This window comes from Pseudomonas sp. DE0157, assembly GCF_007678615.1.
Classification (GTDB): domain Bacteria; phylum Pseudomonadota; class Gammaproteobacteria; order Pseudomonadales; family Pseudomonadaceae; genus Aquipseudomonas; species Aquipseudomonas parafulva_B.
Map to the genome: position 1 here is coordinate 118,387 of NZ_VEJN01000008.1, position 21,275 is coordinate 139,661.

The window sequence follows — 21,275 nt, forward strand, 5'->3', positions numbered from 1 at the left end:
GCCTGGTCCGCACTCGTGGTTCGATAACCTTGAAAAAGACATTCGCCATGACCCTTGCAGGACATGGCGAACGCAACGGCGTCATACCAGGGCGTCGAGCAACGCCTGATTCATTTCAGGAGTGCCAATGGTGATGCGCAGGAACTGATCGATCCGCGCCTGCTTGAAGTGACGCACGATCACCCCTTGCTCGCGTAGCCGGGCTGCGAGGGCGGCGGCATCGTGTTGGGGATGGCGGGCGAAGACGAAGTTGGCTGCCGATGGCAGCACCTCGAAGCCACGCGCTTGCAACTCGCCCACCAGCGATTCGCGACTGTCGATCACTTTCTGGCAGGTCTGCTGGAAATAAGCGCGATCGGCGAATGCCGCTGCCGCACCGACGATGGCGGCGCGGTCCAGCGGGTAGGAGTTGAAACTGTTCTTGATCCGCTCCAGCGCCTCGATCAGGTCCGGATGACCTACCGCCAAGCCCACCCGCAGGCCGGCCAGGGAGCGCGATTTCGACAGGGTCTGGGTGACCAGCAAATTGTCGTAACGGCCTACCAGGCTGATCGCCGTCTGACCGCCGAAATCGATATAGGCCTCATCGACGACCACCACCGAATCCGGGTTCTGCTGCAACAGCTGCTCGATGGCCTGCAACGGCATCAGGCAGCCAGTCGGCGCATTGGGATTGGGGAAAATGATGCCGGCATTGGGCTTGCGGTAATCCTCGACGCGAATCTGGAACTGCTCGTCCAGAGGCACCTGCTCGTAGGCAATACCGTACAGCCCGCAATACACTGGATAGAAGCTGTAGCTGATGTCTGGGAACAGCAGAGGTGCATCGTGCTGGAACAGGCCATGGAAGATGTGCGCCAGCACCTCGTCCGAGCCGTTGCCGACAAACACCTGGGCAGCGGTGATGCCGTAGTAGTCCGCTACCGCCTGCTTCAGGTGATCGCCATTGGGATCAGGGTAAAGGCGCAGGCTGTCGTTGATTTCACCGCGCATGGCTTCGAGCGCCTTGGGCGACGGGCCATAGGGGTTCTCGTTGGTGTTCAGCTTGACCAGGCGGGCAAGCTTGGGTTGCTCACCAGGGACATAGGGCACCAGCGCCCTGACGAAAGGGCTCCAGAATCGACTCATGTTCAGTTCCCCTTCTCGGTAGTCAGAATGCGGTATTCGGCGCTGCGCGCGTGAGCGGTCAGCGACTCGCCGCGGGCCAGCACGGAGGCCGTGCGCCCCAGTTCGGACGCGCCCTGCTCCGAACAGAAGATGATCGATGAACGTTTCTGGAAGTCATAGACCCCCAGCGGCGACGAGAAGCGTGCAGTGCCGGAGGTGGGCAATACATGGTTCGGGCCCGCGCAGTAGTCACCCAGCGCCTCGCTGGTGTGACGCCCCATGAAGATGGCGCCGGCATGACGGATGTGCGGCAGCCACGCCTGTGGATTTGCCACTGACAACTCGAGGTGCTCAGGCGCGATACGGTTAGCCACCTCAATGGCCTGCTGCATGTCGCGCACCTGGATCAATGCACCCCGCCCATTGACCGACTTCTCGATGATGTCGGCCCGCTCCATGGTCGGCAGCAGCTTGTCGATGCTCGCCGCGACGCGGTCGAGGAAAGCGGCGTCCGGGCTTACCAGGATGGCCTGGGCGTCCTCGTCGTGCTCGGCCTGGGAGAACAGGTCCATGGCGATCCAGTCAGGATCGGTCTGGCCGTCACACACCACCAGGATCTCGGAGGGGCCGGCGATCATGTCGATCCCGACCTGCCCGAACACATGACGCTTGGCCGTGGCGACATAGATGTTGCCCGGGCCGACGATCTTGTCGACCTTGGGTACGCTGGCAGTGCCATAGGCCAGGGCAGCCACCGCCTGGGCGCCACCGACGGTGAACACCCGATCGACACCGGCGATACAGGCCGCGGCCAGCACCAGTTCGTTGACCTCGCCACGCGGTGTGGGCACCACCATGACCACCTCGCCCACACCCGCCACCTTGGCTGGAATGGCGTTCATCAGCACGGATGAGGGGTAGGACGCCTTGCCGCCAGGTACGTACAACCCGGCGCGATCCAGCGGGGTAACCTTCTGGCCCAGCACTGTGCCATCGGCTTCGGTGTACTGCCAGGAGTCCTGTTTTTGCCGCTCGTGGTAAAGGCGCACGCGCTGGGCGGCTTTTTCAAGGGCCGCACGCTGGGTGTCGGTGATGCGCGTCAGTGCAAGCTCAAGCCGCTGATGATCGAGGATCAAGTCCTGGATGGAGTCGGCTTGCAGGCCATCGAAGCGCTGGGTGAACTCTACCAAGGCGTCGTCGCCGCGCTCGCGCACAGCCTTGATGATGTCGAGCACGCGCTGGTTGACCGCCTCATCGGACACACTCTCCCAGCTCAGCAGATGATCCAGATGTCGGGCGAAGTCCGGGTCAGCAGCGTTGAGACGGGCAATTGCAGTGGACACGGTCATGGCGAGGGCCTCGGTTGATAGCGAATGCTCAGGCGCCCTAGGCTACCAGTCCATCCGCGCGGGCACCTGAGAAAAGTGGCTATGACGCGGATAGACGGGCGCGACAGCAAAGGTCGCGCGCAGAAGTCAGCCGCGGTGTCGCGATTCGACCGCTTTGCGCAGGGTGTCGATCAGGCTTTGGATGCGGGCGTGCTGCATTTTCATGGAGGCCTTGTTGACCACCAGGCGGGAACTGATGTCGGCGATCATCTCTTGGGGTTCCAGGCCGTTGGCACGCAAGGTGTTACCGGTATCGACCACGTCGATGATCTTGTCGGCCAGGTTGATCAGCGGCGCCAGCTCCATGGAACCGTACAGCTTGATGATGTCGACTTGGCGGCCTTGCTCGGCATAGTAACGCTTGGCCACGTTGACGAACTTGGTGGCCACCCGCAGACGCCCCTTGGGCTCTGGCGCACCGACCACCCCGGCCGTCATCAGCTTGCAGCGGGCAATCTGCAGGTCCAGCGGTTCGTAGAGGCCTTGGCCGCCGTACTCCATCAGCACGTCTTTGCCGGCCACGCCCAGGTCGGCGGCGCCATGCTCGACATAGGTCGGCACGTCGGTGGCACGCACGATCAGCAAGCGTACGTCGTCCTGCGTGGTGGGAATGATCAGCTTGCGGCTCTTGTCCGGGTTCTCGGTAGGTGCGATACCGGCTTCGGCCAGCAACGGCAGGGTATCGTCGAGAATTCGGCCTTTGGAAAGCGCGATGGTCAGCATTGGAACGTCAGTCCTTAAGCGGCTACTGCTGGCCAGGTCAACGACCTGGCGGCATTCAATTCATGAGGCACAGGCAGGGCAAGCGAGGCTGCAAGCCTTCCTACACTGCGCCAACGGGCTCCTAGCCCGGAACGCGACGGATCTTCGCGCCCAGCATCTGCAGTTTTTCCTCGATGCACTCGTAACCACGGTCGATGTGGTAGATGCGATCAATCAGGGTGTCGCCCTCGGCAACCAGGGCCGACAGTACCAGACTGGCCGATGCGCGCAAGTCGGTGGCCATGACCGGGGCGCCCTTGAGCGCATTGACGCCAGTGACGATGGCCGTGTTGCCCTCGACCTGGATCTGCGCGCCCATACGGTGCATTTCATACACGTGCATGAAGCGGTTTTCAAAGATTGTCTCGATGACAGCGCCAGTGCCTTCGGCGATGGCGTTGAGCGAGATGAACTGCGCCTGCATGTCGGTCGGGAACGCAGGATAGGGCGCGGTGCGCAGGTTGACAGCCTTGGGCCGCTTGCCGTGCATGTCCAGCTCGATCCAGTCCGCGCCGGTGTTGATATCGGCACCGGCTTCCTTGAGTTTTTCCAGTACGGCTTCAAGGATGGTTGGATCGGTGTCCTTGACCTTGACGCGGCCACCGGTCACGGCAGCGGCGACCAGGTAGGTACCGGTCTCGATACGGTCGGGCATGACCCGGTAGTTGGCCGAACCCAAACGCTCCACGCCATCGATGGTGATGGTGTCGGTGCCCGCGCCCTGCACGTTACCGCCCATGGCATTGATGAAGTTGGCCAAGTCGACCACTTCAGGCTCGCGCGCGGCGTTCTGCAACACGCTGCGGCCTTTGGCCAGAGCTGCGGCCATCATGATGTTCTCGGTACCGGTCACGCTGACGGTATCGAAGAAGAAGTGCGCACCACGCAGCCCGCCTTCAGGCGCCTTGGCCTTGATGTAGCCGGCCTCGACTTCGATCGTTGCCCCCATGGCCTCCAGGCCGCGGATGTGCAGGTCGACCGGGCGTGAGCCAATGGCGCAACCGCCGGGCAAGGCCACTTCGGCTTCACCGAAGCGGGCGACCATGGGGCCGAGCACCAGGATCGAGGCACGCATGGTCTTGACCAGTTCATACGGCGCGACCAGGGTCTTGATGCTGCGCGGGTCGATTTCCACAGCCAGCTTTTCGTCGATCACAGGCTCGATGCCCATGCGCCCGAACAGCTCGATCATGGTAGTGATGTCGTGCAGGTGCGGCAGGTTGCCTACGGTGACCGGGCCATCGGCCAGCAAGGTGGCGGCCAGGATCGGCAGGGCGGCGTTTTTCGCACCCGAAATGCGGATCTCGCCGTCAAGACGAGCGCCACCAGTGATAATCAGTTTGTCCATTTGGAATCTCGCCGCCTTGTGGCTCAGGTGCGCTCAGCCCAAGCTGCGCTGCTGAAAAATTTCATGGTTACCGCATGAATGCTGCCATCGGCGATCCATGGATTGAGGTGGGCGTAGATCGCCTGCTGACGCTTGACCGGGCTAAGGCCAGCCAGCTCGTCGCTGATCACGTTCAACTGGAAGTTGCAGCCTTCGCCTTCAACTTCGACCCGGGAACCCGGCAATTTTTCTTCAAGGAAGCTTTTAACTTCTAGGGCCTGCATGCTCAACCTCAATCGGCGCCCGATGCGCACGGGTCGGCCATCATACAAAAAAGCCCCTCGCCTGCGAAGCCCAACGAAGGGGTTCACTGACCGAGGGGCGATTCTACCGCTAGCGCTTCAGCTCGCCAGCACCTCGTCGAGGTCATAAACCTGGGCGATGTCGCGCATGTCATCAGGCATGCCACGCACCTGGCAACGCTTGCCAGCGGCCTGGGCGTCGCGCAGGAAAGCCAGTAACAGCGACAGACCCACGCTCGTGGAGCGCTCCACAGCCGTGCAGTCGATGATCAACTGCGCGTCACCGCTGGCCTTGATCAGCGCCTGGCCCTGCTTGCGCAGCGCAGGGCCACTGCGGTAGTCCAGCACGCCGGCCAGGCGCAGTACGCCAGGCTCGGTCATGCTTGCGGTGGCGGCCTGGCTCATTTGACAGCCTTTTCCGGCGAGCTGTCGGCGCTCTGCTTGGCCTTGGCCACTTCACCGGCCCAGCCGTCGATGGTCTTGTCCAAGTCGTTGCCGTTGCGCTGCATGGCATCGGCGAACTGGTCACGGAACAGCTTGCCGATGTTGATGCCGTTGACAATCACATTGCGGACCTTCCACTCGCCAGCGATGTTCTGCAACGTGTACTGCACCGGGTATACCGCGCCGTTGTTGCCGGTGACCTTCATGCCAACACTGGCACGCTTGCCATCATCGGCCTTGGTCGGGTCGACCACGATTCCTTCGTTGTTGTATTCGAGCAGGGCATTGCCGTAGAACTGCAGCAGGCTGCGCTTGAAGTTTTCCTGGAAACGCTGCATCTGCTCAGGCGTGGCCTTGCGCGAATACTTGACGGTCATGATGCTCCTGGAGATACCGTCGGCATCGACCACCGGACCGAGAATCCGATTGAGCGACTCGTAGAACGCATTGGGGTTGGCCTTGTACTGCTGCTTGTTGGCCTTCAGATCAGTCAACAGCTCGTTGGTGGTGCTCTGGATTACATCGTGGGGCGATTGTGCCGCCACGGCCAGCAAGGGGAAAGCCGCCAGCAGAACCAGCAGGCCACGTCGCAGAATCGATATCATGGAAACTCCTCAGTTGTCCGGTTGCGCGTCTCTGGGTTCCTTGCCAACGGAGTTGAGCAGGAACTTGCCAATCAGGTCTTCGAGTACCAGCGACGACTGGGTGTCGTGAATGGTCGCACCCTCCTTGAGTACGTCTTCCTCACCGCCCACGCTGATACCGATGTATTTCTCGCCAAGCAGCCCGGCCGTCAGGATCGACGCCGTGGAGTCGGTCGGCAGGTTATCCACCGACTTGTCCAGTTGCAGCGTCACCCGACCGGTGTACGAATCACGGTCCAGGTCGATGGCGGTGACCTTGCCGATGGTAACCCCGGCCATGGTCACCTTGGCTCTGACAGTCAAACCGGCGATGTTGTCGAAGTAGGCATAGACTTTGTACGTATCGGTGGCCGGGCTGGCCGATAGGCCACTGACACGCAGGGCCAGCATCAGCAACGCCAGAATGCCGGCCAGGAGGAACAGGCCGACACCGATTTCCAGGGTGCGGTTTTGCATCAGAAATCTCCAAACATCAAAGCGGTCAGAATAAAGTCCAGACCCAGTACAGCCAGCGAGGCATAGACCACGGTCTTGGTAGTGGCACGGCTGATCCCTTCAGAAGTGGGCTCGCAGTCGTACCCTTGGAACACGGCAATCCAGGTAGTAACGAAGGCGAACACCAGGCTCTTGATAAGCCCGTTGAGCACATCGTCGGTGAAGGAGACACTGTTCTGCATGTTGGCCCAGAAAGACCCCTCGTAGACGCCCAGCCAGTCGACCGCCACCCACGAGCCACCCCAGATACCGACCACGCTGAAGATCAGCGCCAGCAACGGCAGCGAGATGAACCCTGCCCATAGGCGCGGCGCAACAATGTATTTGAGGGGGTCGACGCCGATCATCTCGAGGCTGGAAAGCTGCTCGGTCGACTTCATGTTGCCGATCTCGGCCGTCAGAGCAGAACCGGCCCGGCCTGCGAACAGCAAGGCGGTAACGACCGGGCCCAGTTCGCGCAGCAGGGTCAGGGCGACCATCTGCCCTACTGCCTGCTCGGAGCCGTACTTTGTAAGGATGCTGTAGCCCTGCAGGGCCAGCACCATGCCGATGAACATGCCCGAGACCACCACGATGGCCAAGGACAGCACACCCACCGAATACAGTTGGCGAGTGAGCAACTGAAAGCCGCCGCCGATGCCGCCGCGCCCAACCAGCGCATGGAACAGAAACAGGCAGGACCGCCCCAGCACCGCCAGCACGTCAATGGCCGAGCGCCCCAGCAGGCGCACACGTTCAAGAATGGATTTCTGACGCATCAGCGCGCCCCCAGCAGGTCGGCGCGGTAATCGGGCGCAGGGAAGTGGAACGGCACGGGGCCATCGGGATCGCCTTTCATGAACTGGCGAATGCGCGGGTTATCCGAACCCATCAATTCGTCCGGGGTACCTTGCCCCAGCACCTGGCCATCGCCCACCACATAGATGTAGTCGGCGATGCTGGCAGTTTCTGCCAGGTCATGGGACACCACGATGCTGGTAATGCCCAGGGCATCGTTGAGCAGGCGGATCAGGCGCACCAGCACACCCATGGCGATCGGGTCCTGGCCCACGAAGGGCTCGTCGTACATGAGGATCTGCGGGTCCAGTGCGATGGCCCGGGCCAGGGCCACGCGCCGCTTCATGCCGCCGGACAGTTCGTCCGGCATCAGGTCGATGGCGCCGCGCAAGCCTACTGCCTGCAGTTTCATCAGCACGATGTCGCGAATCATCTCGTCTGGCAGTTGGGTGTGCACGCGCAGGGGGAACGCCACGTTCTCGAAGACATCGAGGTCGGTGAACAGGGCGCCGCTCTGGAACAGCACGCCCATCTGCTTGCGTGCATCGAACAGGTCACTGCGTGAAAGCGCCGGCAGGTTCTGCCCGGCCACCCACACTTCCCCGCTTGCAGGGCGCAGTTGCGCACCCATCAGACGAAGCAACGTGGTCTTGCCGCAACCCGATGGCCCCATGATGCCGGTGACCTTGCCGCGTGGGATACGGATGTCGACATTGTTGAAAATGCTGCGTGAACCGCGTTTGAAGGTAACCCCCTTCAACTCGACCGCGCAGGCGCTATCCACACTCATCTAGACTCCTTGCTAGTGCAGCCCTGTCCTAGTGGACGTCAGCCTTCATCGGGAAGGCACACGCCCCGGGCCAGGCCGAATAGCCGCGAACTATAACACCGCTCTGAACGCCGCCCCAAGGCCGTACCGCCCGCTGTTCAGCTAGTCGACAGCGTTTGGGGATATTGCCTACGACAATCGAAAGCGTGAGGGTTTCAATCATTACCGCTATAATCGCCGCCTTTTTATCAGACACTGCTTTTTCGACATGAGCCAATCCAGCGAGCTGATCCAATCCGCCCAGCGCACCCTGCGCCTGGAACTCGAGGCCGTCACGGCCCTGATCGAGCGTATCGGCGACGACTTCGTCAAGGCCTGCGAGCTGATCCTGGCCAGCAAGGGCCGGGTCGTGGTGGTCGGCATGGGCAAGTCCGGGCATATCGGCAACAAGATCGCCGCCACCCTGGCCAGCACCGGCACGCCAGCCTTCTTCGTGCACCCGGCCGAAGCCAGTCACGGCGACATGGGCATGATCACCCGCGACGACGTGATTCTCGCGCTGTCGAACTCCGGCAGCACTGCCGAAATCATCACCTTGCTACCACTGATCAAGCGCCTGGGCATCAAGCTGGTGAGCCTGACCGGCAACCCGGCCTCTTCCCTGGCCCAGGCCGCCGACGTCAACCTTGACGCCAGCGTCGCCCAGGAAGCCTGCCCGCTGAACCTGGCACCCACATCCTCTACTACCGCCTCGCTGGTACTGGGGGATGCCCTTGCCATCGCCCTGCTCGAAGCACGCGGGTTCACGGCCGAAGACTTTGCGTTCTCGCACCCCGGCGGTGCACTGGGACGCAGGCTGCTGCTAAAGGTCGAGAACGTGATGCATGCCGGCGACGACCTGCCCAGGGTCACGCGCGGCACGCTGCTCAAGGACGCCCTGCTTGAAATGTCCCGCAAAGGCCTGGGCATGACCGTGATCATCGAAAACGATGGCACCCTGGCCGGCGTCTTCACCGACGGCGACCTGCGCCGCAGCCTGGACCGCAACATCGATGTGCGCACCGCCTTGATCGAGGAGGTGATGACGGTACACGGCAAGACTGCGCGGGCTGAAATGCTGGCTGCCGAGGCACTGAAAATCATGGAAGACAACAAGATTGGCGCATTGGTGGTGGTGGACGCCCACGACCGCCCCACCGGCGCCCTGAACATGCACGATCTGCTGCGCGCTGGCGTACTGTGAGGAGCTCCACGATGAATCAGGATCTGATACAACGCGCCAAGACCGTCAAACTGGCGGTCTTCGACGTCGATGGCGTGCTCACCGACGGGCGCCTCTATTTTCTTGAGGACGGCAGCGAGTTCAAGACCTTCAATACCCTCGACGGGCATGGCATCAAGATGCTGATGGCATCAGGCGTCACCACCGCGATCATCAGCGGACGCAAGACACCGGTCGTCGAGCGCAGGGCGAAGAACCTGGGTATCGCGCATCTGTATCAGGGGCGCGAGGACAAACTCGTGGTGCTCGACGGCCTGCTCGCCGAGCTGGGCCTGAGCTATGATCAGGTGGCCTATCTTGGCGACGACCTGCCGGACTTGCCGGTCATTCGTCGCGTGGCACTGGGCATGGCCGTGGCCAATGCGGCGCCGTTCGTGCGCGAACACGCTCATGGCGTGACCCAGGCCCGCGGTGGCGAAGGTGCCGCGCGCGAATTCTGCGAACTCATCATGCAGGCCCAGGGCACCCTGGATGCTGCCAACGCCAACTACCTTTAAGGTTGCCCATGTTCAGCAAGAAAGCCAGAAACATCGTGCTGCTCGGGGTCATTGCGGCCCTGCTGGTGGCCGTCGGCTACTGGAACGTCAGCCCGGAGAGTTTCCTGGAGAAGCCAGTCGCCCAGGTCGACGAAAGCGCCATCGACTACTACGCCATCAACGCCCACAGCGTCCAGTTTCTGCCCGATGGCAGGCTCCAGTACGAAATGACCGCCGACAAAGTCGAACATCTCAAGGCCAGCGAGGTCACGATGTTGACCACGCCGGACTTGCACCTGTACCGCGGCACGGCGTTCCCGTGGCATGTACAAAGCACCCGCGCCGAGGTCAACCCCGATGGCAGCGAGGTCGAGTTGATCGACAATGTGCGCGTTGCCCGCACTGACGAACAGAAGCGTGAGACCATCATCACCAGCTCGCGCATGACCGTGTTCCCGCAGAAGCAATATGCGCAGACCGAGCAAGCCGTTAGAATCGACGGCGCCGGTGGGACGACCACGGGCAAAGGAATGAAAGCGTACCTGAAAGAAGGCAGGATGGACCTGCTCTCTAACGTAAGAGGACAGTATGAGGCTCGTTAAAACCCTCCCCCTTTTGCTCAGCCTGAGCGCAGCACTGGGAAGCGCGAGCGCCCTCGCCCTGCCGAACGACCGTGACCAGCCGATTCGCATCCAGGCCGACAATGCGCACCTGGACGACAAGAAAGGCGTGGCCACCTACACCGGTGACGTGATCATCACCCAGGGCTCGATGATGATCAAAGGCAACACCGTGACCATCACTCGCACGAACGGTGGCGATATCGACGTGGTTACTTCGGTGGGCAACCTGGCCTACTTCGAGCAGCAACAAAGCGCGTCCAAGGCGGACAAGATGAAAGGCTGGGGCGTTACCATCCAGTACCAGGCCCAGAGAGACCTGGTGGTACTTACCGACCGAGCCAAGGTGGAGAACGAAGGCAACACCACCGAAGGCGAGAAAATCGTCTACAACACCCAGACACAAGTGGCCACTGCCGGTCGGGGTGGCAACGTAACCACGCCGCGTCAGCGCATCGACATGGTGATCCAGCCCAAGAAGAAGGCCGAGTAAATGGCAACCCTCAAAGCCCAGCACCTGGCCAAGAGCTACAAGGGCCGCCAGGTCGTGCGAGACGTCAGCCTGTCGATCGACAGCGGTCAGATCGTCGGCCTGCTCGGCCCCAACGGCGCCGGCAAGACCACGTGCTTCTACATGATCGTCGGCCTGGTTCAGGCCGATCAGGGTCGCGTGCTGATCGACAGCCTCGATGTCAGCCACCAGCCCATGCACGGTCGCGCCCAGGCCGGTATCGGCTATCTTCCGCAGGAAGCGTCGATCTTCCGCAAGCTGACTGTGGCCGACAACATCAAGGCGATCCTGGAAACCCGCAAGGACCTCGACCGCGAGGGCCAGCGCCAGGCGCTCGAAAGTCTGCTCCAGGAATTCCACATCACCCACATTCGCGACAACCTGGGCATGAGCCTGTCCGGTGGTGAGCGCCGACGGGTCGAGATTGCGCGGGCATTGGCAACCGCGCCAAAATTCATTCTGCTCGACGAGCCCTTCGCAGGCGTAGACCCGATTTCGGTCGGCGATATCAAGCAGATCATTCATCACCTCAAGGCCAAGGGCATCGGTGTGCTGATCACGGACCACAACGTGCGTGAAACGCTCGATATCTGTGAAACGGCCTACATCGTCAACGACGGTCGCCTGATCGCCGAGGGCGATGCCCAGACCATCCTGGCCAATGACCTGGTGAAAGAAGTTTACCTGGGGCACGAGTTCAGGCTTTGATCAAGACGCGCGCCTTGGGCACGGACAAAGACGCCCACAAGTTGGGCCAAGTTGTTACAGTGCTCTAGGCAAACGCTACAATTTAAGGCATAAATCTTGCTTGAAATGGCGCCCCGGCGCCCTCGTGTAGTGGAAGGCGCATGTGCGCCGGCGAACAAGGTACAAAGCATCTGCCATGAAACCATCGCTCGTCCTAAAAATGGGCCAGCAACTGACGATGACACCGCAGTTGCAACAGGCCATCCGCCTGCTCCAGCTTTCCACCCTGGACCTTCAGCAGGAAATCCAGGAAGCCCTGGAGTCCAATCCGATGCTCGAGCGCCAGGAAGACGGCGACGACTTCGACAACACCGACCCCATGGCGGATAACGCCGAGAACAAACCCACCAGCGACGTTCAGGACAACAGCTTCCAGGAAACCACTGCCAGCGCCGAGAACCTCGAGGACGGCGAGTGGAACGAACGCATTCCCAACGAGCTTCCCGTCGACACCGCCTGGGAAGACATCTACCAGACAAGCGCCAGCAGCCTGCCGAGCAATGACGACGACGAGTGGGATTTCACTACCCGCACTTCGGCTGGGGAGAGCTTGCAAAGCCACCTGCTGTGGCAGTTGAACCTTGCCCCGATGTCCGACACCGACCGCCTCATTGCAGTCACCTTGATCGACAGCATCAACAACCAGGGCTACCTGGAAGACAGCCTGGACGAGATTTGTGCAGGGTTTGACCCCGAGCTCGACATCGAGCTGGACGAAGTCGAGGCAGTGCTGCACCGCATCCAGCAATTCGAACCTGCCGGTGTGGGCGCCCGTACGCTGGGCGAATGCCTGTTGCTACAACTGCGCCAGCTGCCGGCCAGCACCCCGTGGATGACCGAGGCCATGCGCCTGGTCAGCGACTTCATCGATCTGCTGGGAAGCCGCGACTACAGCCAGCTCATGCGCCGCATGAAACTCAAGGAAGACGAGCTGCGCCAGGTCATCGAACTGGTGCAGAGCCTTAACCCTCGCCCAGGGTCGCAAATCGAGTCCAGCGAGCCCGAGTACGTGGTGCCGGATGTGATCGTGCGCAAGGACAGCGAGCGATGGCTGGTGGAACTGAACCAGGAGGCGGTGCCACGTCTGCGCGTGAACGCGCAATACGCCGGGTTCGTGCGCCGCGCCGACACCAGTGCCGACAACACCTTCATGCGCAACCAGCTGCAGGAAGCCCGCTGGTTCATCAAGAGCCTGCAAAGTCGTAACGAAACCTTGATGAAGGTGGCTACGCAGATCGTCGAGCACCAGCGCGGCTTCCTGGACCACGGCGACGAGGCGATGAAGCCGCTGGTGCTGCACGACATCGCTGAAGCCGTGGGCATGCACGAATCGACCATTTCCCGGGTCACCACCCAGAAGTACATGCACACGCCGCGTGGCATCTACGAGCTGAAATACTTTTTCTCGAGCCACGTCAGCACCTCCGAGGGCGGTGAATGCTCGTCCACGGCGATCCGCGCGATCATCAAGAAACTGGTTGCGGCGGAAAATCAGAAAAAGCCATTGAGTGACAGCAAGATCGCTGGTTTACTGGAGGCACAAGGCATCCAGGTCGCCCGTCGCACCGTCGCCAAGTACCGCGAGTCCCTGGGTATCGCACCCTCGAGCGAGCGCAAGCGATTGATGTAGCCCCTGAGATGTGCCACCGCGTTTGTGTGGCAGGTGCAACACCTGCCTCTTTGATGCACGGGCAACAAAAGGAGAAGCTGTATGCAAGTCAATATCAGTGGACAGCATGTAGAAGTCACCCAGCCAATGCGCGATTACGTGCTCGAAAAGCTCGCCCGCGTGGAGAGTCACTTCGACAAGATCACTAACGTGCAGGTCATCATGAAAGTCGAGAAGCTGCAGCAGAAGGTCGAAGCGACCTTGCAGATTCCTGGCGGTGAAGTGGTAGCCAACGCCGAACACGAAGACATGTATGCAGCGATCGACGCCTTGGCCGACAAGCTCGACCGCCAACTGAAAAAACACAAGGAAAAACAGCAAAGCCTGCTGCAAGGTGCAGCAGCCCGCTGATCCCCCTCATCCATGATCCGACTTGAAACCATCCTGACCCCCGGCCGTTCCCTCGTGAACGTGCCGGGCGGCAGCAAGAAGCGCGCCCTTGAAAAGGTCGCCACCCTGATTGCCGATCAAGTGCCTGAACTTGAAATGCAAGACGTCTTCGAAAAACTGGTGGCCCGCGAAAAGTTGGGCTCTACCGGTTTCGGTAATGGCATCGCCATTCCCCATTGCCGCCTTGAAGGGTGCTCCTCACCGGTCAGCGCCCTTCTGCACCTCGACGCGCCTATTGATTATGACGCGATCGATGGCGCGCCCGTGGACCTGCTTTTCGTTCTGCTGGTTCCGGTTGCGGCCACCGACGCCCATCTTGAACTGCTGCGCCAGATAGCCAGCATGCTCGATCGCAAGGACGTTCGTGATCGCTTGCGTGCAGCCCAGAGCAGCGAGGCCTTGTTCCAGGTCGTCCTGGACGTGCAGAACGAGCATTGAACATGCGCTTGATCATCGTCAGTGGCCGGTCAGGCTCCGGTAAGAGCACGGCCCTCGATGTCCTTGAAGACAACGGGTTCTACTGCATCGACAACCTGCCCGCCGGGTTGCTGCCGCAGTTGGCGGAAAGCGCGTTGCTCAACACCGAGTTGCCGCAGCCCAAGGTTGCCGTATCGATTGACGCGCGTAACCTGCCGAGCCATTTGTCGCGTTTTCCCGAACTGCTTGAACAAGCGCGTGCCCGTCACATCCAGTGCGACGTGCTGTACCTCGATGCCGACGAAGACACGTTGCTCAAGCGCTTCTCCGAAACCCGCCGGCGCCACCCGTTGACCAATGCTGATCGCTCACTGGCCGAGGCGATCCGCGTCGAACGGGATTTGCTGGGGCCGATCGCCGATCTGGCCGACCTCAAGATCGATACCACCCGCCTGAATCTCTATCAGTTGCGCGACTCGATCAAACTACGCCTGTTGGACAAGCCAGAGCCGGGTACGGCTTTTCTAGTGGAGTCATTCGGCTTCAAGCGGGGTATGCCGGTCGATGCCGACCTGGTGTTCGACGTGCGTTGCCTGCCCAACCCCTACTGGAAGCCAGAGCTGCGCGGGCACTCCGGCCTTGAACAGCCCGTGATTGATTACCTCGCCGCCCAGCCGGACGTCGAAGAGATGTTCACCGACATTTCCAGCTACCTGCTCAAGTGGCTGCCACGGTTCGCCGCCAGCAACCGTGCCTATGTCACCATCGCCATCGGATGCACTGGCGGCCATCATCGCTCGGTGTACCTCACCGAACGGCTGGGCCAGTTGCTCCAGCAATCTTTGAAAAACGTCCAGGTTCGCCACCGCGACCTCTAGCCCAAGGATCCGCCAGCTCATGCCCGCCCGCGAAATCACCATCATCAACAAACTGGGTCTGCATGCCCGGGCGGCAGCCAAATTCGTCGGGGTTGCCGGTCGCTTTCCCTGCCAGGTCAGGGTGGGTCGTGCACCGGACAAGCTGGTCGATGGCAAGAGCATCATGGGGGTCATGATGCTGGCGGCGGGCAAAGGCACTCAGGTCTACCTGCATACCGAAGGCGAGCAGGACAGTGAAGCCATGGAGGCACTGGTCGAGTTGATCAACAACTACTTCGACGAGGGGGAGTGAACCCTCAGCACGGCCAGCACGCGTTTCCATCGACCGTCGCCAAGTGCGCCACCCTCCTCCTTGCGCCCGCAGTCTCACGGGCGCTTCAGGACAGCGCAGTATCCATCACCATCATCAAGCAGAAACCGATGCACAGCCCCAGGCTGGCCAGGCGGTGATTACCGTGGCTGCGTGATTCGGGGATGATTTCCTGGGTCACGACCAGCAGCATCGCACCTGCAGCGCAGGCGAGGCCCAGCGGCAAGAGCAGTTGCGCCACATTCACAAGCCAGGCGCAGATAACGGCCGCCACTGGCTCCACCAGACCGGAGGCGGCGCCGATGAGAAAGGCCTTGAAGCGTGACATGCCTGCGCCGGCAAGTACCAGCGCAATGACCAGCCCCTCCGGTACATCCTGCAAGGCGATGCCCATTGCCAGGCTATCAGCGTCTGCCATGCCCCCGCCCGCTGATACGCCTATGGCCATGCCCTCTGGAATGTTGTGGGCGATGATGGCGAAAACGAACAGCCACATGCGCGAGGCGATGACCGGTTCGCCAGAGGTCAGCCCTGAGGGTGAGCCTGCCGAGAGTTTCAAGTCCACCAGATAAAGGCACAGCGCACCTGTCAACAGGCCCGCGCTGATGAGGGCGCCGGCTCCCCATGAACCAAAGCCGATTGCCTGAGCGGCCTCCAGCCCAGGCACCAGCAGCGAGAAGGCCGTGGCCGCCAGCATGACGCCAGCACCAAAGCCCAACAGGGTGTCCGCCAGCGCCACGGGCATGGTGCGAACTACCAGTACGGGGACCGCACCCAGGGCCGTCCCCAATGCGCATAGCGCGCCGCCCTCCAACGCCCGCAACATACGTGGGTCCAGGTCGAGCCAGGCAAGTGCGCGCGCCACCAGCAACGCGGTGCCGGCCAGCAGCAACAGGGTGCCAAGCGCCAGCCTGAACAAGCGCACGCTGTTGACGGACATCACTTCGGGGCGCATGCCTGCCTGGCTCATTTCATGGCATCGAGGTAGCGGCGGTTCACTTGCGCCCAGTCGATGACGTTGTAGAAAGCGCCAATGTACTCAGGCCGACGGTTCTGATACTTCAGGTAGTACGCGTGCTCCCAGACGTCCAGGCCGAGAATCGGCGTATGGCCGTGCATCAACGGGCTATCCTGGTTGCCGCTGCTCTCGACCACAAGGGTCTGCTGCGGTGTAACGCTGAGCCAGGCCCAGCCACTGCCGAAGCGGGTCAGAGCGGCCTTGGTGAAGGCTTCCTTGAATGCCTCGAAGCCACCCAATTGTGTCTCGATGGCACGGGCTACCTCGCCCTGGGGTTCACCTCCACCACGGGGGGACATCACCGTCCAGAACAGACTGTGGTTGGCATGTCCGCCGCCATGGTTGATCACGGCGCCTCGCATCTTTTCAGGTAACTGCTCGACCGCCGCCACCAGTTTTTCCACAGGCCAGTCGGCCCATTCGCTGTTCTCGACCGCTGCGTTGAGGCCATTGACGTACGTCTGGTGATGCTTGGTGTGATGGATTTCCATGGTCTGCGTGTCGATGTGCGGTTCCAGCGCATCGTAGGCATAGGGCAGTGCAGGCAATGCATGGGGCATGTCAATGGACTCCGTGGGCAGGTTGAAGTGAACAGGGCCGATTGAGCAGGTGCTCGGTGCGCGGGTACTGGCCATGTTCGGCGATGAAACTCAACAACTCGGTATAGGTGCGGGCGCTGTGGCGCAGTGCTGCATCACGCAGCGCCGGTGGCAGGCACACGTCCTGACTGGCCTGTAATAGCCGTTGGTGCACGGCGCACAGGTAATCGGCGCTTTCATGGGGCTGCTGCAGGCGCAGGTGCAAGTCGGCCAGGTTGTGATGCGCAATCACCAATGAGGCCACGGCTTCATCGGCATCCTGCCAGCGCGTGAACAGCACCTGGGCCAATGCCAGGGCCTGGAGGTAGTGTTCGCGAGCGTCCACCAGCTCACCTTGCGAGAACAGGTGATTGGCGATTTGCGTGATGCGTTTCCAGTGCTGCATGACGAGCCTCCAGGGCCATTTCACCCATCAGATACCACCGGCGGTCAGCTTTTCCGGGTTCAGCAAGGCCTGCAACCGATCACGGGAAAGGTCGGTGTGTTCGAGCGCCACATCAATGATGGGGCGCCCTTGCGCGTAAGCGGCCTTGGCGATTTCGGCTGCCTTGAGGTAACCAATGATCGGGTTCAGCGCCGTGACCAGGATCGGGTTGCGCGCCAGCGCCTCGTTGAGTTTGTGTTCATTGACCTTGAATGTGGCAATGGCCTTGTCTGCCAGTAACCGGCTGGCATTGGCCATCAGTTCGATGCTTTCGAGCAGGTTACGGGCAATGACCGGCAACATGACGTTGAGCTCGAAGTTGCCGGACTGACCCGCTACCGCGATCGTTGCGTCATTGCCGATAACCTGGGCGGCGACCATGGCGGTGGCTTCAGGAATCACCGGGTTGACCTTTCCAGGCATGATCGAAGAGCCGGGTTGCAAGCCCTGCAGCTCGATTTCACCCAGGCCCGCCAATGGCCCTGAGTTCATCCAGCGTAGGTCGTTGGCGATCTTCATCAGCGCCACCGCCGTGGTCTTGAGCTGGCCGGACAGTGCAACGGCAGTGTCCTGGGAGCCGATTACCGCAAACAGATTCTGGGCAGGGCGAAACGCTACGCCAGTCAGCGCGCTGAGGTGACGGGCGAAGCCGGCGGCGAAATCAGGGTGGGCATTGATGCCGGTGCCTACGGCCGTGCCCCCTTGGGCCAGGGCCTGCAGGCTGGGCAAGGTGGCCTCGATATGCGCCTTGGCCCCGGTGACCTGCGCCGCCCAACCATCGAGCACTTGGCTCATGCGCACAGGCATGGCGTCCATCAAGTGCGTGCGGCCTGTCTTGATATACGGACGAACCTGGACCGACTTGGCTTCGATCACCTGCACGAGGTGGCTTAGCGCTGGCAGCAGTTGCTCGTGAAGCGCCAGGGCGGCGCTGACATGAATGGTGGTCGGAATGATGTCGTTGCTGCTCTGCCCGCAATTGACGTGATCATTGGGATTGATCGCCTCGCTTGAGCCCCGGCTGGCCAGCGTTGCAATCACTTCGTTGGCGTTCATGTTGGAACTGGTCCCGGAACCGGTCTGGAACACATCGACCGGGAAATGCACGCTGAAGTCTTCTGCCAGCAGTTGCTGTACCGCCGTGACGATCGCCCGGCCTTGCTGCGCGGACAACTGCTCCAGTTCGACGTTGGCGTTGGCCGCCGCTGCCTTGGCCAGCAGCAGCGCGCGTATGAACTGGCCAGGCATGCGCTGGCCACTGATGGGGAAGTTGTCGACCGCACGCTGGGTCTGCGCGCCGTACAGCGCGTCTGCCGGCACGTGCAACTCGCCCATGCTGTCACGCTCGATGCGGGTATTGGTCATCATCGGATCCTTGCATCAATTCATCGGGGGAAATCGAGGGCAGCAAACGGCAATTGGCCAGTTGCAGGGCATAGGGCTGCCAGCGTTGGTTCTGCTCCTGCCGGTCGAGGTTGCGCAGGATCAACAGTGGCCGCCAGGCTTGATCCAGGCACTGGCAGCGCCAATGCCAAGGCAACATGCGGTCGCAGGCGGTATCGAGCAGCAGGCGAAAGGACGTCAATGCCACGGTCCAGGGGGACGTTTGGGTGCAGCACACCAGGTAACGCCCTTCCGCCAGGTAATGTTCGATCAGGCGCGGCTCATCGGGCTCGAGGGCACAGCGGATCCGGCGACTGAGCCAGCGCCAGTTTTCGAGATAGGGCAGTTCGCGGAGGGCGGTAGTCATGAACATCATCATCGTGCAGCTGTGAAATGATATTCATTATTAATTGATAAATAGAATCAGTTCAACCGGTAGATGGTATTGAGTATCCGCTGATTGATTTTTTGCCGTTAATAGATAGGACCGCCGCGATGGGCCGCACAGCGGCCCCACGGTCTCAAATGAAAAGGATCAACTGCCAGCAACCATCATCCGCTCGATCAGCACCGAGCCTGTGTGAATGTTGCTACGGGTCTCCAAGTCGCTGCCAATGGCCACGATCTGCTGGAACATGTCCTTCATGTTGCCCGCGATGGTGACTTCCTGGACAGCGTGCTGAATCTCCCCATTCTCGATCCAGAAACCAGCCGCGCCCCGGGAATAGTCCCCTGTCACCATGTTCAGGCCATGCCCCATCAATTCGGTAACCAGCAGGCCGCGCCCCATGCGCCGGATCAATGCCGCCTGGTCGTCACTGCCATGGGTGACGAACAGGTTGTGCACGCCGCCTGAGTTGGCGGTGCTGGGCAGGCCCAGTTTGCGTCCTGAGTAGGTACCGAGCAGGTAGGACACTAATTGGCCTTTGTCCACGAACGGTTTGGCATAGGTCGCCAGGCCATCACCATCGAAGGCTGCGCTGCCCAATGCGCGCGGAATGTGAGGGCGCTCGTCCAAGGTCAGCCAGGCTGGAAACAACTGTTGGCCGAGCGCGCCCTCCAGGAAGGAGGACTTGCGGTACAGGTTCCCACCGGAAACCGCCGACAGGAAGCTGCCGAACAGCCCGCCTGCCAATTCGGCCGAGAACAGTACCGGCACCTCACAGGTCGGCACCGGCCGTGCGCCCAGGCGACTGGCAGCCCGTTGGGCGGCACGGATGCCAATACTGCGCGGGTCAGCCAGCAGATGGCCTTGGCGATTGACGTCGTACCAGTAGTCACGCTGCATCTGCCCATCGCCCTCGGCGATCATCACGCAGCTCAGGCTGTGACGCGTGGAGGCGTAGCCACCGACAAAGCCGTTGCTGTTGCCATACACCCTGCACCCCTGGTGGGTGTTGAGCGAGGTGCCATCGGCATTGAGAATCCGAGGATCAGCGTCGAAGGCCGCAGCTTCGCACGCCAAGGCCATTTCAATGGCCTTCTGCGGCTCCAGGTTCCAGTCGTGATAAAGGTCGAGGTCCGGGATATCGCGGGCCATCAGGGCGGCGTCGGCAAGCCCGGCGCATTCGTCCTCGGAGGTGTGCTTGGCAATGGCCAGCGCGGCTGCAACGGTTTGGCGAATGGCATCCGGACCACTGGCCGAGGTGCTGGCCGAGCCTTTGCGCTGCCCCACGTACAGGGTGATGCCAAAGCCCTGGTCACGGTTGAATTCTACCGTCTCGACCTCGCGCTGGCGGACCGTGGTGGACAGGCCCTGCTCCAGCGACACCGCCACCTCGCAGGCGCTGGCGCCCTGGCGGCGGGCCTCGGCAATGATCGCTTCGACCTGCTCTTGCAAGGCTGGCAGATCGTTCGGGCCGATACTCTGGACTGCACTCATGGTTTTCTCCACTCAGAATTCTGCGTTCGGCAAGGGCCATTCAACGGCCGGGCCGGACAAGCGGCCCCCGACTGGTTATCATGGCGGCGATCTTTAGCGGACTGCCACCATGGTTGATTCAAACGACGACGCCTTCGACGGCGAAAAAAGCAAAACCCAGATCAAGCGCGAACTGCATGCGCTGGTCGAACTCGGCGAGCGGCTCACCACCCTCAAGGCCGATACCCTGGCGCGCCTGCCCTTGACCGATGAACTGCGCAAGGCATTGGCCGAAGCCAGCAAGCACACCGCACATGGGGCTCGCAAACGCCACATGTCGTTCGTCGGCAAGCTGATGCGTGTCCAGGACCTGGACGCCATTCATGCCCTGCTGGAACAGATGGACAGCTCCACTCGCCAGTACAACGAGCGTTTCCACAGTCTTGAACGCTGGCGTGATCGGTTGATCGACGGCAACGACGAGGACCTCGAACGGTTCGTCAACGAATACCCGGAGACCGACCGCCAGCAGTTGCGCTCGCTGGTGCGCCATGCCCAGCACGAGAAGGCCAGGAACAAACCCCCTGCCGCTTCGCGCAAGGTGTTCAAGTACATTCGCGATCTGGACGAGCTGCAGCGCGGGCTGCGCTGATCGCGGCGGGGCCGCCATGCGGC

The 21,275-nt window shown here is 61.5% G+C and carries 27 protein-coding genes; 11 read left to right on the top strand and 16 right to left on the bottom strand.

The genetic code is table 11. The annotated features are described in order from the left end of the window. Positions 1-81 precede the first annotated feature (81 nt). The 10 genes from hisC to FS777_RS12405 all read right to left on the bottom strand — a co-directional run bounded on the left by hisC (position 82) and on the right by FS777_RS12405 (position 8,036). Positions 82-1,128: a histidinol-phosphate transaminase gene (hisC, locus tag FS777_RS12360; protein WP_145255737.1), complete on the bottom strand. Its 1,047-nt coding sequence runs from the start codon at positions 1,126-1,128 to the stop codon at positions 82-84. Positions 1,129-1,130: 2 nt separating this feature from the next. After that, the gene (gene hisD / locus FS777_RS12365) at positions 1,131-2,456 is read right to left on the bottom strand and encodes a histidinol dehydrogenase (protein WP_145255740.1); all 1,326 of its coding nucleotides are present in this window, start codon (positions 2,454-2,456) and stop codon (positions 1,131-1,133) included. Between the two features lie 126 nt (positions 2,457-2,582). Next, complete coding sequence (gene hisG, locus FS777_RS12370; RefSeq protein ID WP_058604418.1) at positions 2,583-3,218, bottom strand: ATP phosphoribosyltransferase; 636 nt, start codon at positions 3,216-3,218, stop codon at positions 2,583-2,585. 121 nt (positions 3,219-3,339) lie between these two features. Further along, entirely contained in the window at positions 3,340-4,605 is a 1,266-nt protein-coding gene (gene murA / locus FS777_RS12375) for a UDP-N-acetylglucosamine 1-carboxyvinyltransferase (protein ID WP_058604417.1), read from the bottom strand. Between the two features lie 23 nt (positions 4,606-4,628). Next, positions 4,629-4,868, bottom strand: coding sequence for a BolA family protein (locus tag FS777_RS12380; RefSeq protein ID WP_058637508.1), 240 nt, complete (start codon positions 4,866-4,868; stop codon positions 4,629-4,631). Positions 4,869-4,985: 117 nt separating this feature from the next. Beyond that, the gene (locus tag FS777_RS12385) at positions 4,986-5,291 is read right to left on the bottom strand and encodes a lipid asymmetry maintenance protein MlaB (RefSeq protein ID WP_058637507.1); all 306 of its coding nucleotides are present in this window, start codon (positions 5,289-5,291) and stop codon (positions 4,986-4,988) included. After that, entirely contained in the window at positions 5,288-5,935 is a 648-nt protein-coding gene (locus FS777_RS12390; protein WP_058637506.1) for a phospholipid-binding protein MlaC, read from the bottom strand. Before FS777_RS12390 ends, FS777_RS12385 begins: the two co-directional genes overlap by 4 nt. Positions 5,936-5,944: 9 nt before the next feature. Continuing rightward, complete coding sequence (mlaD, locus tag FS777_RS12395) at positions 5,945-6,430, bottom strand: outer membrane lipid asymmetry maintenance protein MlaD (protein ID WP_023533426.1); 486 nt, start codon at positions 6,428-6,430, stop codon at positions 5,945-5,947. Further along, positions 6,430-7,227 (bottom strand): lipid asymmetry maintenance ABC transporter permease subunit MlaE, encoded by a 798-nt coding sequence (gene mlaE, locus FS777_RS12400; RefSeq protein ID WP_058604415.1) that lies wholly within the window; start codon positions 7,225-7,227, stop codon positions 6,430-6,432. Before mlaE ends, mlaD begins: the two co-directional genes overlap by 1 nt. Further along, positions 7,227-8,036: an ATP-binding cassette domain-containing protein gene (locus FS777_RS12405; protein WP_023533446.1), complete on the bottom strand. Its 810-nt coding sequence runs from the start codon at positions 8,034-8,036 to the stop codon at positions 7,227-7,229. The genes mlaE and FS777_RS12405 overlap by 1 nt, the downstream gene beginning before the upstream one ends. A 247-nt stretch (positions 8,037-8,283) precedes the next feature. Between FS777_RS12405 and FS777_RS12410 the strand changes: the two genes are divergently transcribed. From FS777_RS12410 to FS777_RS12455, 10 genes are all read left to right on the top strand, one after another. Continuing rightward, complete coding sequence (locus tag FS777_RS12410; protein WP_058637505.1) at positions 8,284-9,258, top strand: KpsF/GutQ family sugar-phosphate isomerase; 975 nt, start codon at positions 8,284-8,286, stop codon at positions 9,256-9,258. A gap of 11 nt (positions 9,259-9,269) precedes the next feature. Continuing rightward, a complete protein-coding gene (locus FS777_RS12415; RefSeq protein ID WP_078479049.1) occupies positions 9,270-9,794 on the top strand; it encodes an HAD family hydrolase in 525 nt (174 codons plus the stop codon). An 8-nt stretch (positions 9,795-9,802) separates the two neighbouring features. Then, positions 9,803-10,375, top strand: a complete 573-nt coding sequence (lptC, locus tag FS777_RS12420) for an LPS export ABC transporter periplasmic protein LptC (protein ID WP_078479050.1) — start codon at positions 9,803-9,805, stop codon at positions 10,373-10,375. Then, on the top strand, positions 10,362-10,886 hold the full coding sequence (lptA, locus tag FS777_RS12425) for a lipopolysaccharide transport periplasmic protein LptA (protein ID WP_078479051.1): 525 nt from the start codon (positions 10,362-10,364) through the stop codon (positions 10,884-10,886). The genes lptC and lptA overlap by 14 nt, the downstream gene beginning before the upstream one ends. Beyond that, entirely contained in the window at positions 10,887-11,612 is a 726-nt protein-coding gene (gene lptB, locus FS777_RS12430) for an LPS export ABC transporter ATP-binding protein (protein WP_058604413.1), read from the top strand. It begins immediately after the preceding gene. A 175-nt stretch (positions 11,613-11,787) separates the two neighbouring features. Continuing rightward, positions 11,788-13,281, top strand: a complete 1,494-nt coding sequence (locus FS777_RS12435; RefSeq protein ID WP_058637503.1) for an RNA polymerase factor sigma-54 — start codon at positions 11,788-11,790, stop codon at positions 13,279-13,281. A gap of 81 nt (positions 13,282-13,362) precedes the next feature. Next, positions 13,363-13,671, top strand: coding sequence for a ribosome hibernation-promoting factor, HPF/YfiA family (hpf, locus tag FS777_RS12440; RefSeq protein WP_058604411.1), 309 nt, complete (start codon positions 13,363-13,365; stop codon positions 13,669-13,671). A gap of 12 nt (positions 13,672-13,683) precedes the next feature. Beyond that, positions 13,684-14,148 (top strand): PTS IIA-like nitrogen regulatory protein PtsN, encoded by a 465-nt coding sequence (gene ptsN / locus FS777_RS12445; protein WP_027913742.1) that lies wholly within the window; start codon positions 13,684-13,686, stop codon positions 14,146-14,148. 2 nt (positions 14,149-14,150) lie between these two features. Continuing rightward, positions 14,151-15,005, top strand: coding sequence for an RNase adapter RapZ (rapZ, locus tag FS777_RS12450; RefSeq protein WP_058637502.1), 855 nt, complete (start codon positions 14,151-14,153; stop codon positions 15,003-15,005). Positions 15,006-15,024: 19 nt separating this feature from the next. Continuing rightward, on the top strand, positions 15,025-15,297 hold the full coding sequence (locus FS777_RS12455) for an HPr family phosphocarrier protein (RefSeq protein ID WP_058637501.1): 273 nt from the start codon (positions 15,025-15,027) through the stop codon (positions 15,295-15,297). 85 nt (positions 15,298-15,382) lie between these two features. Here the strand turns inward: FS777_RS12455 and FS777_RS12460 are convergent, their stop codons facing one another. The 6 genes from FS777_RS12460 to pmbA form a co-directional block, all read right to left on the bottom strand. Next, positions 15,383-16,270 (bottom strand): ZIP family metal transporter, encoded by an 888-nt coding sequence (locus FS777_RS12460; protein WP_145255831.1) that lies wholly within the window; start codon positions 16,268-16,270, stop codon positions 15,383-15,385. Positions 16,271-16,281: 11 nt separating this feature from the next. Then, positions 16,282-16,893 carry a superoxide dismutase gene (locus FS777_RS12465; protein WP_058637500.1) on the bottom strand — a complete coding sequence of 204 codons (612 nt, stop codon included), beginning with the start codon at positions 16,891-16,893 and terminating at the stop codon, positions 16,282-16,284. Position 16,894: 1 nt separating this feature from the next. After that, positions 16,895-17,317: a hypothetical protein gene (locus tag FS777_RS12470; protein ID WP_058637499.1), complete on the bottom strand. Its 423-nt coding sequence runs from the start codon at positions 17,315-17,317 to the stop codon at positions 16,895-16,897. A gap of 27 nt (positions 17,318-17,344) precedes the next feature. Continuing rightward, on the bottom strand, positions 17,345-18,721 hold the full coding sequence (locus FS777_RS12475) for a lyase family protein (RefSeq protein WP_058637498.1): 1,377 nt from the start codon (positions 18,719-18,721) through the stop codon (positions 17,345-17,347). After that, positions 18,696-19,115: a hypothetical protein gene (locus tag FS777_RS12480; protein WP_058637550.1), complete on the bottom strand. Its 420-nt coding sequence runs from the start codon at positions 19,113-19,115 to the stop codon at positions 18,696-18,698. Before FS777_RS12480 ends, FS777_RS12475 begins: the two co-directional genes overlap by 26 nt. A gap of 159 nt (positions 19,116-19,274) precedes the next feature. Then, positions 19,275-20,621: a metalloprotease PmbA gene (gene pmbA / locus FS777_RS12485; RefSeq protein ID WP_145255743.1), complete on the bottom strand. Its 1,347-nt coding sequence runs from the start codon at positions 20,619-20,621 to the stop codon at positions 19,275-19,277. A gap of 109 nt (positions 20,622-20,730) precedes the next feature. Here pmbA and yjgA point away from each other — a divergent pair, with 109 nt between their 5' ends. Then, the gene (yjgA, locus tag FS777_RS12490) at positions 20,731-21,252 is read left to right on the top strand and encodes a ribosome biogenesis factor YjgA (protein WP_058637496.1); all 522 of its coding nucleotides are present in this window, start codon (positions 20,731-20,733) and stop codon (positions 21,250-21,252) included. Positions 21,253-21,275: the final 23 nt, after the last annotated feature.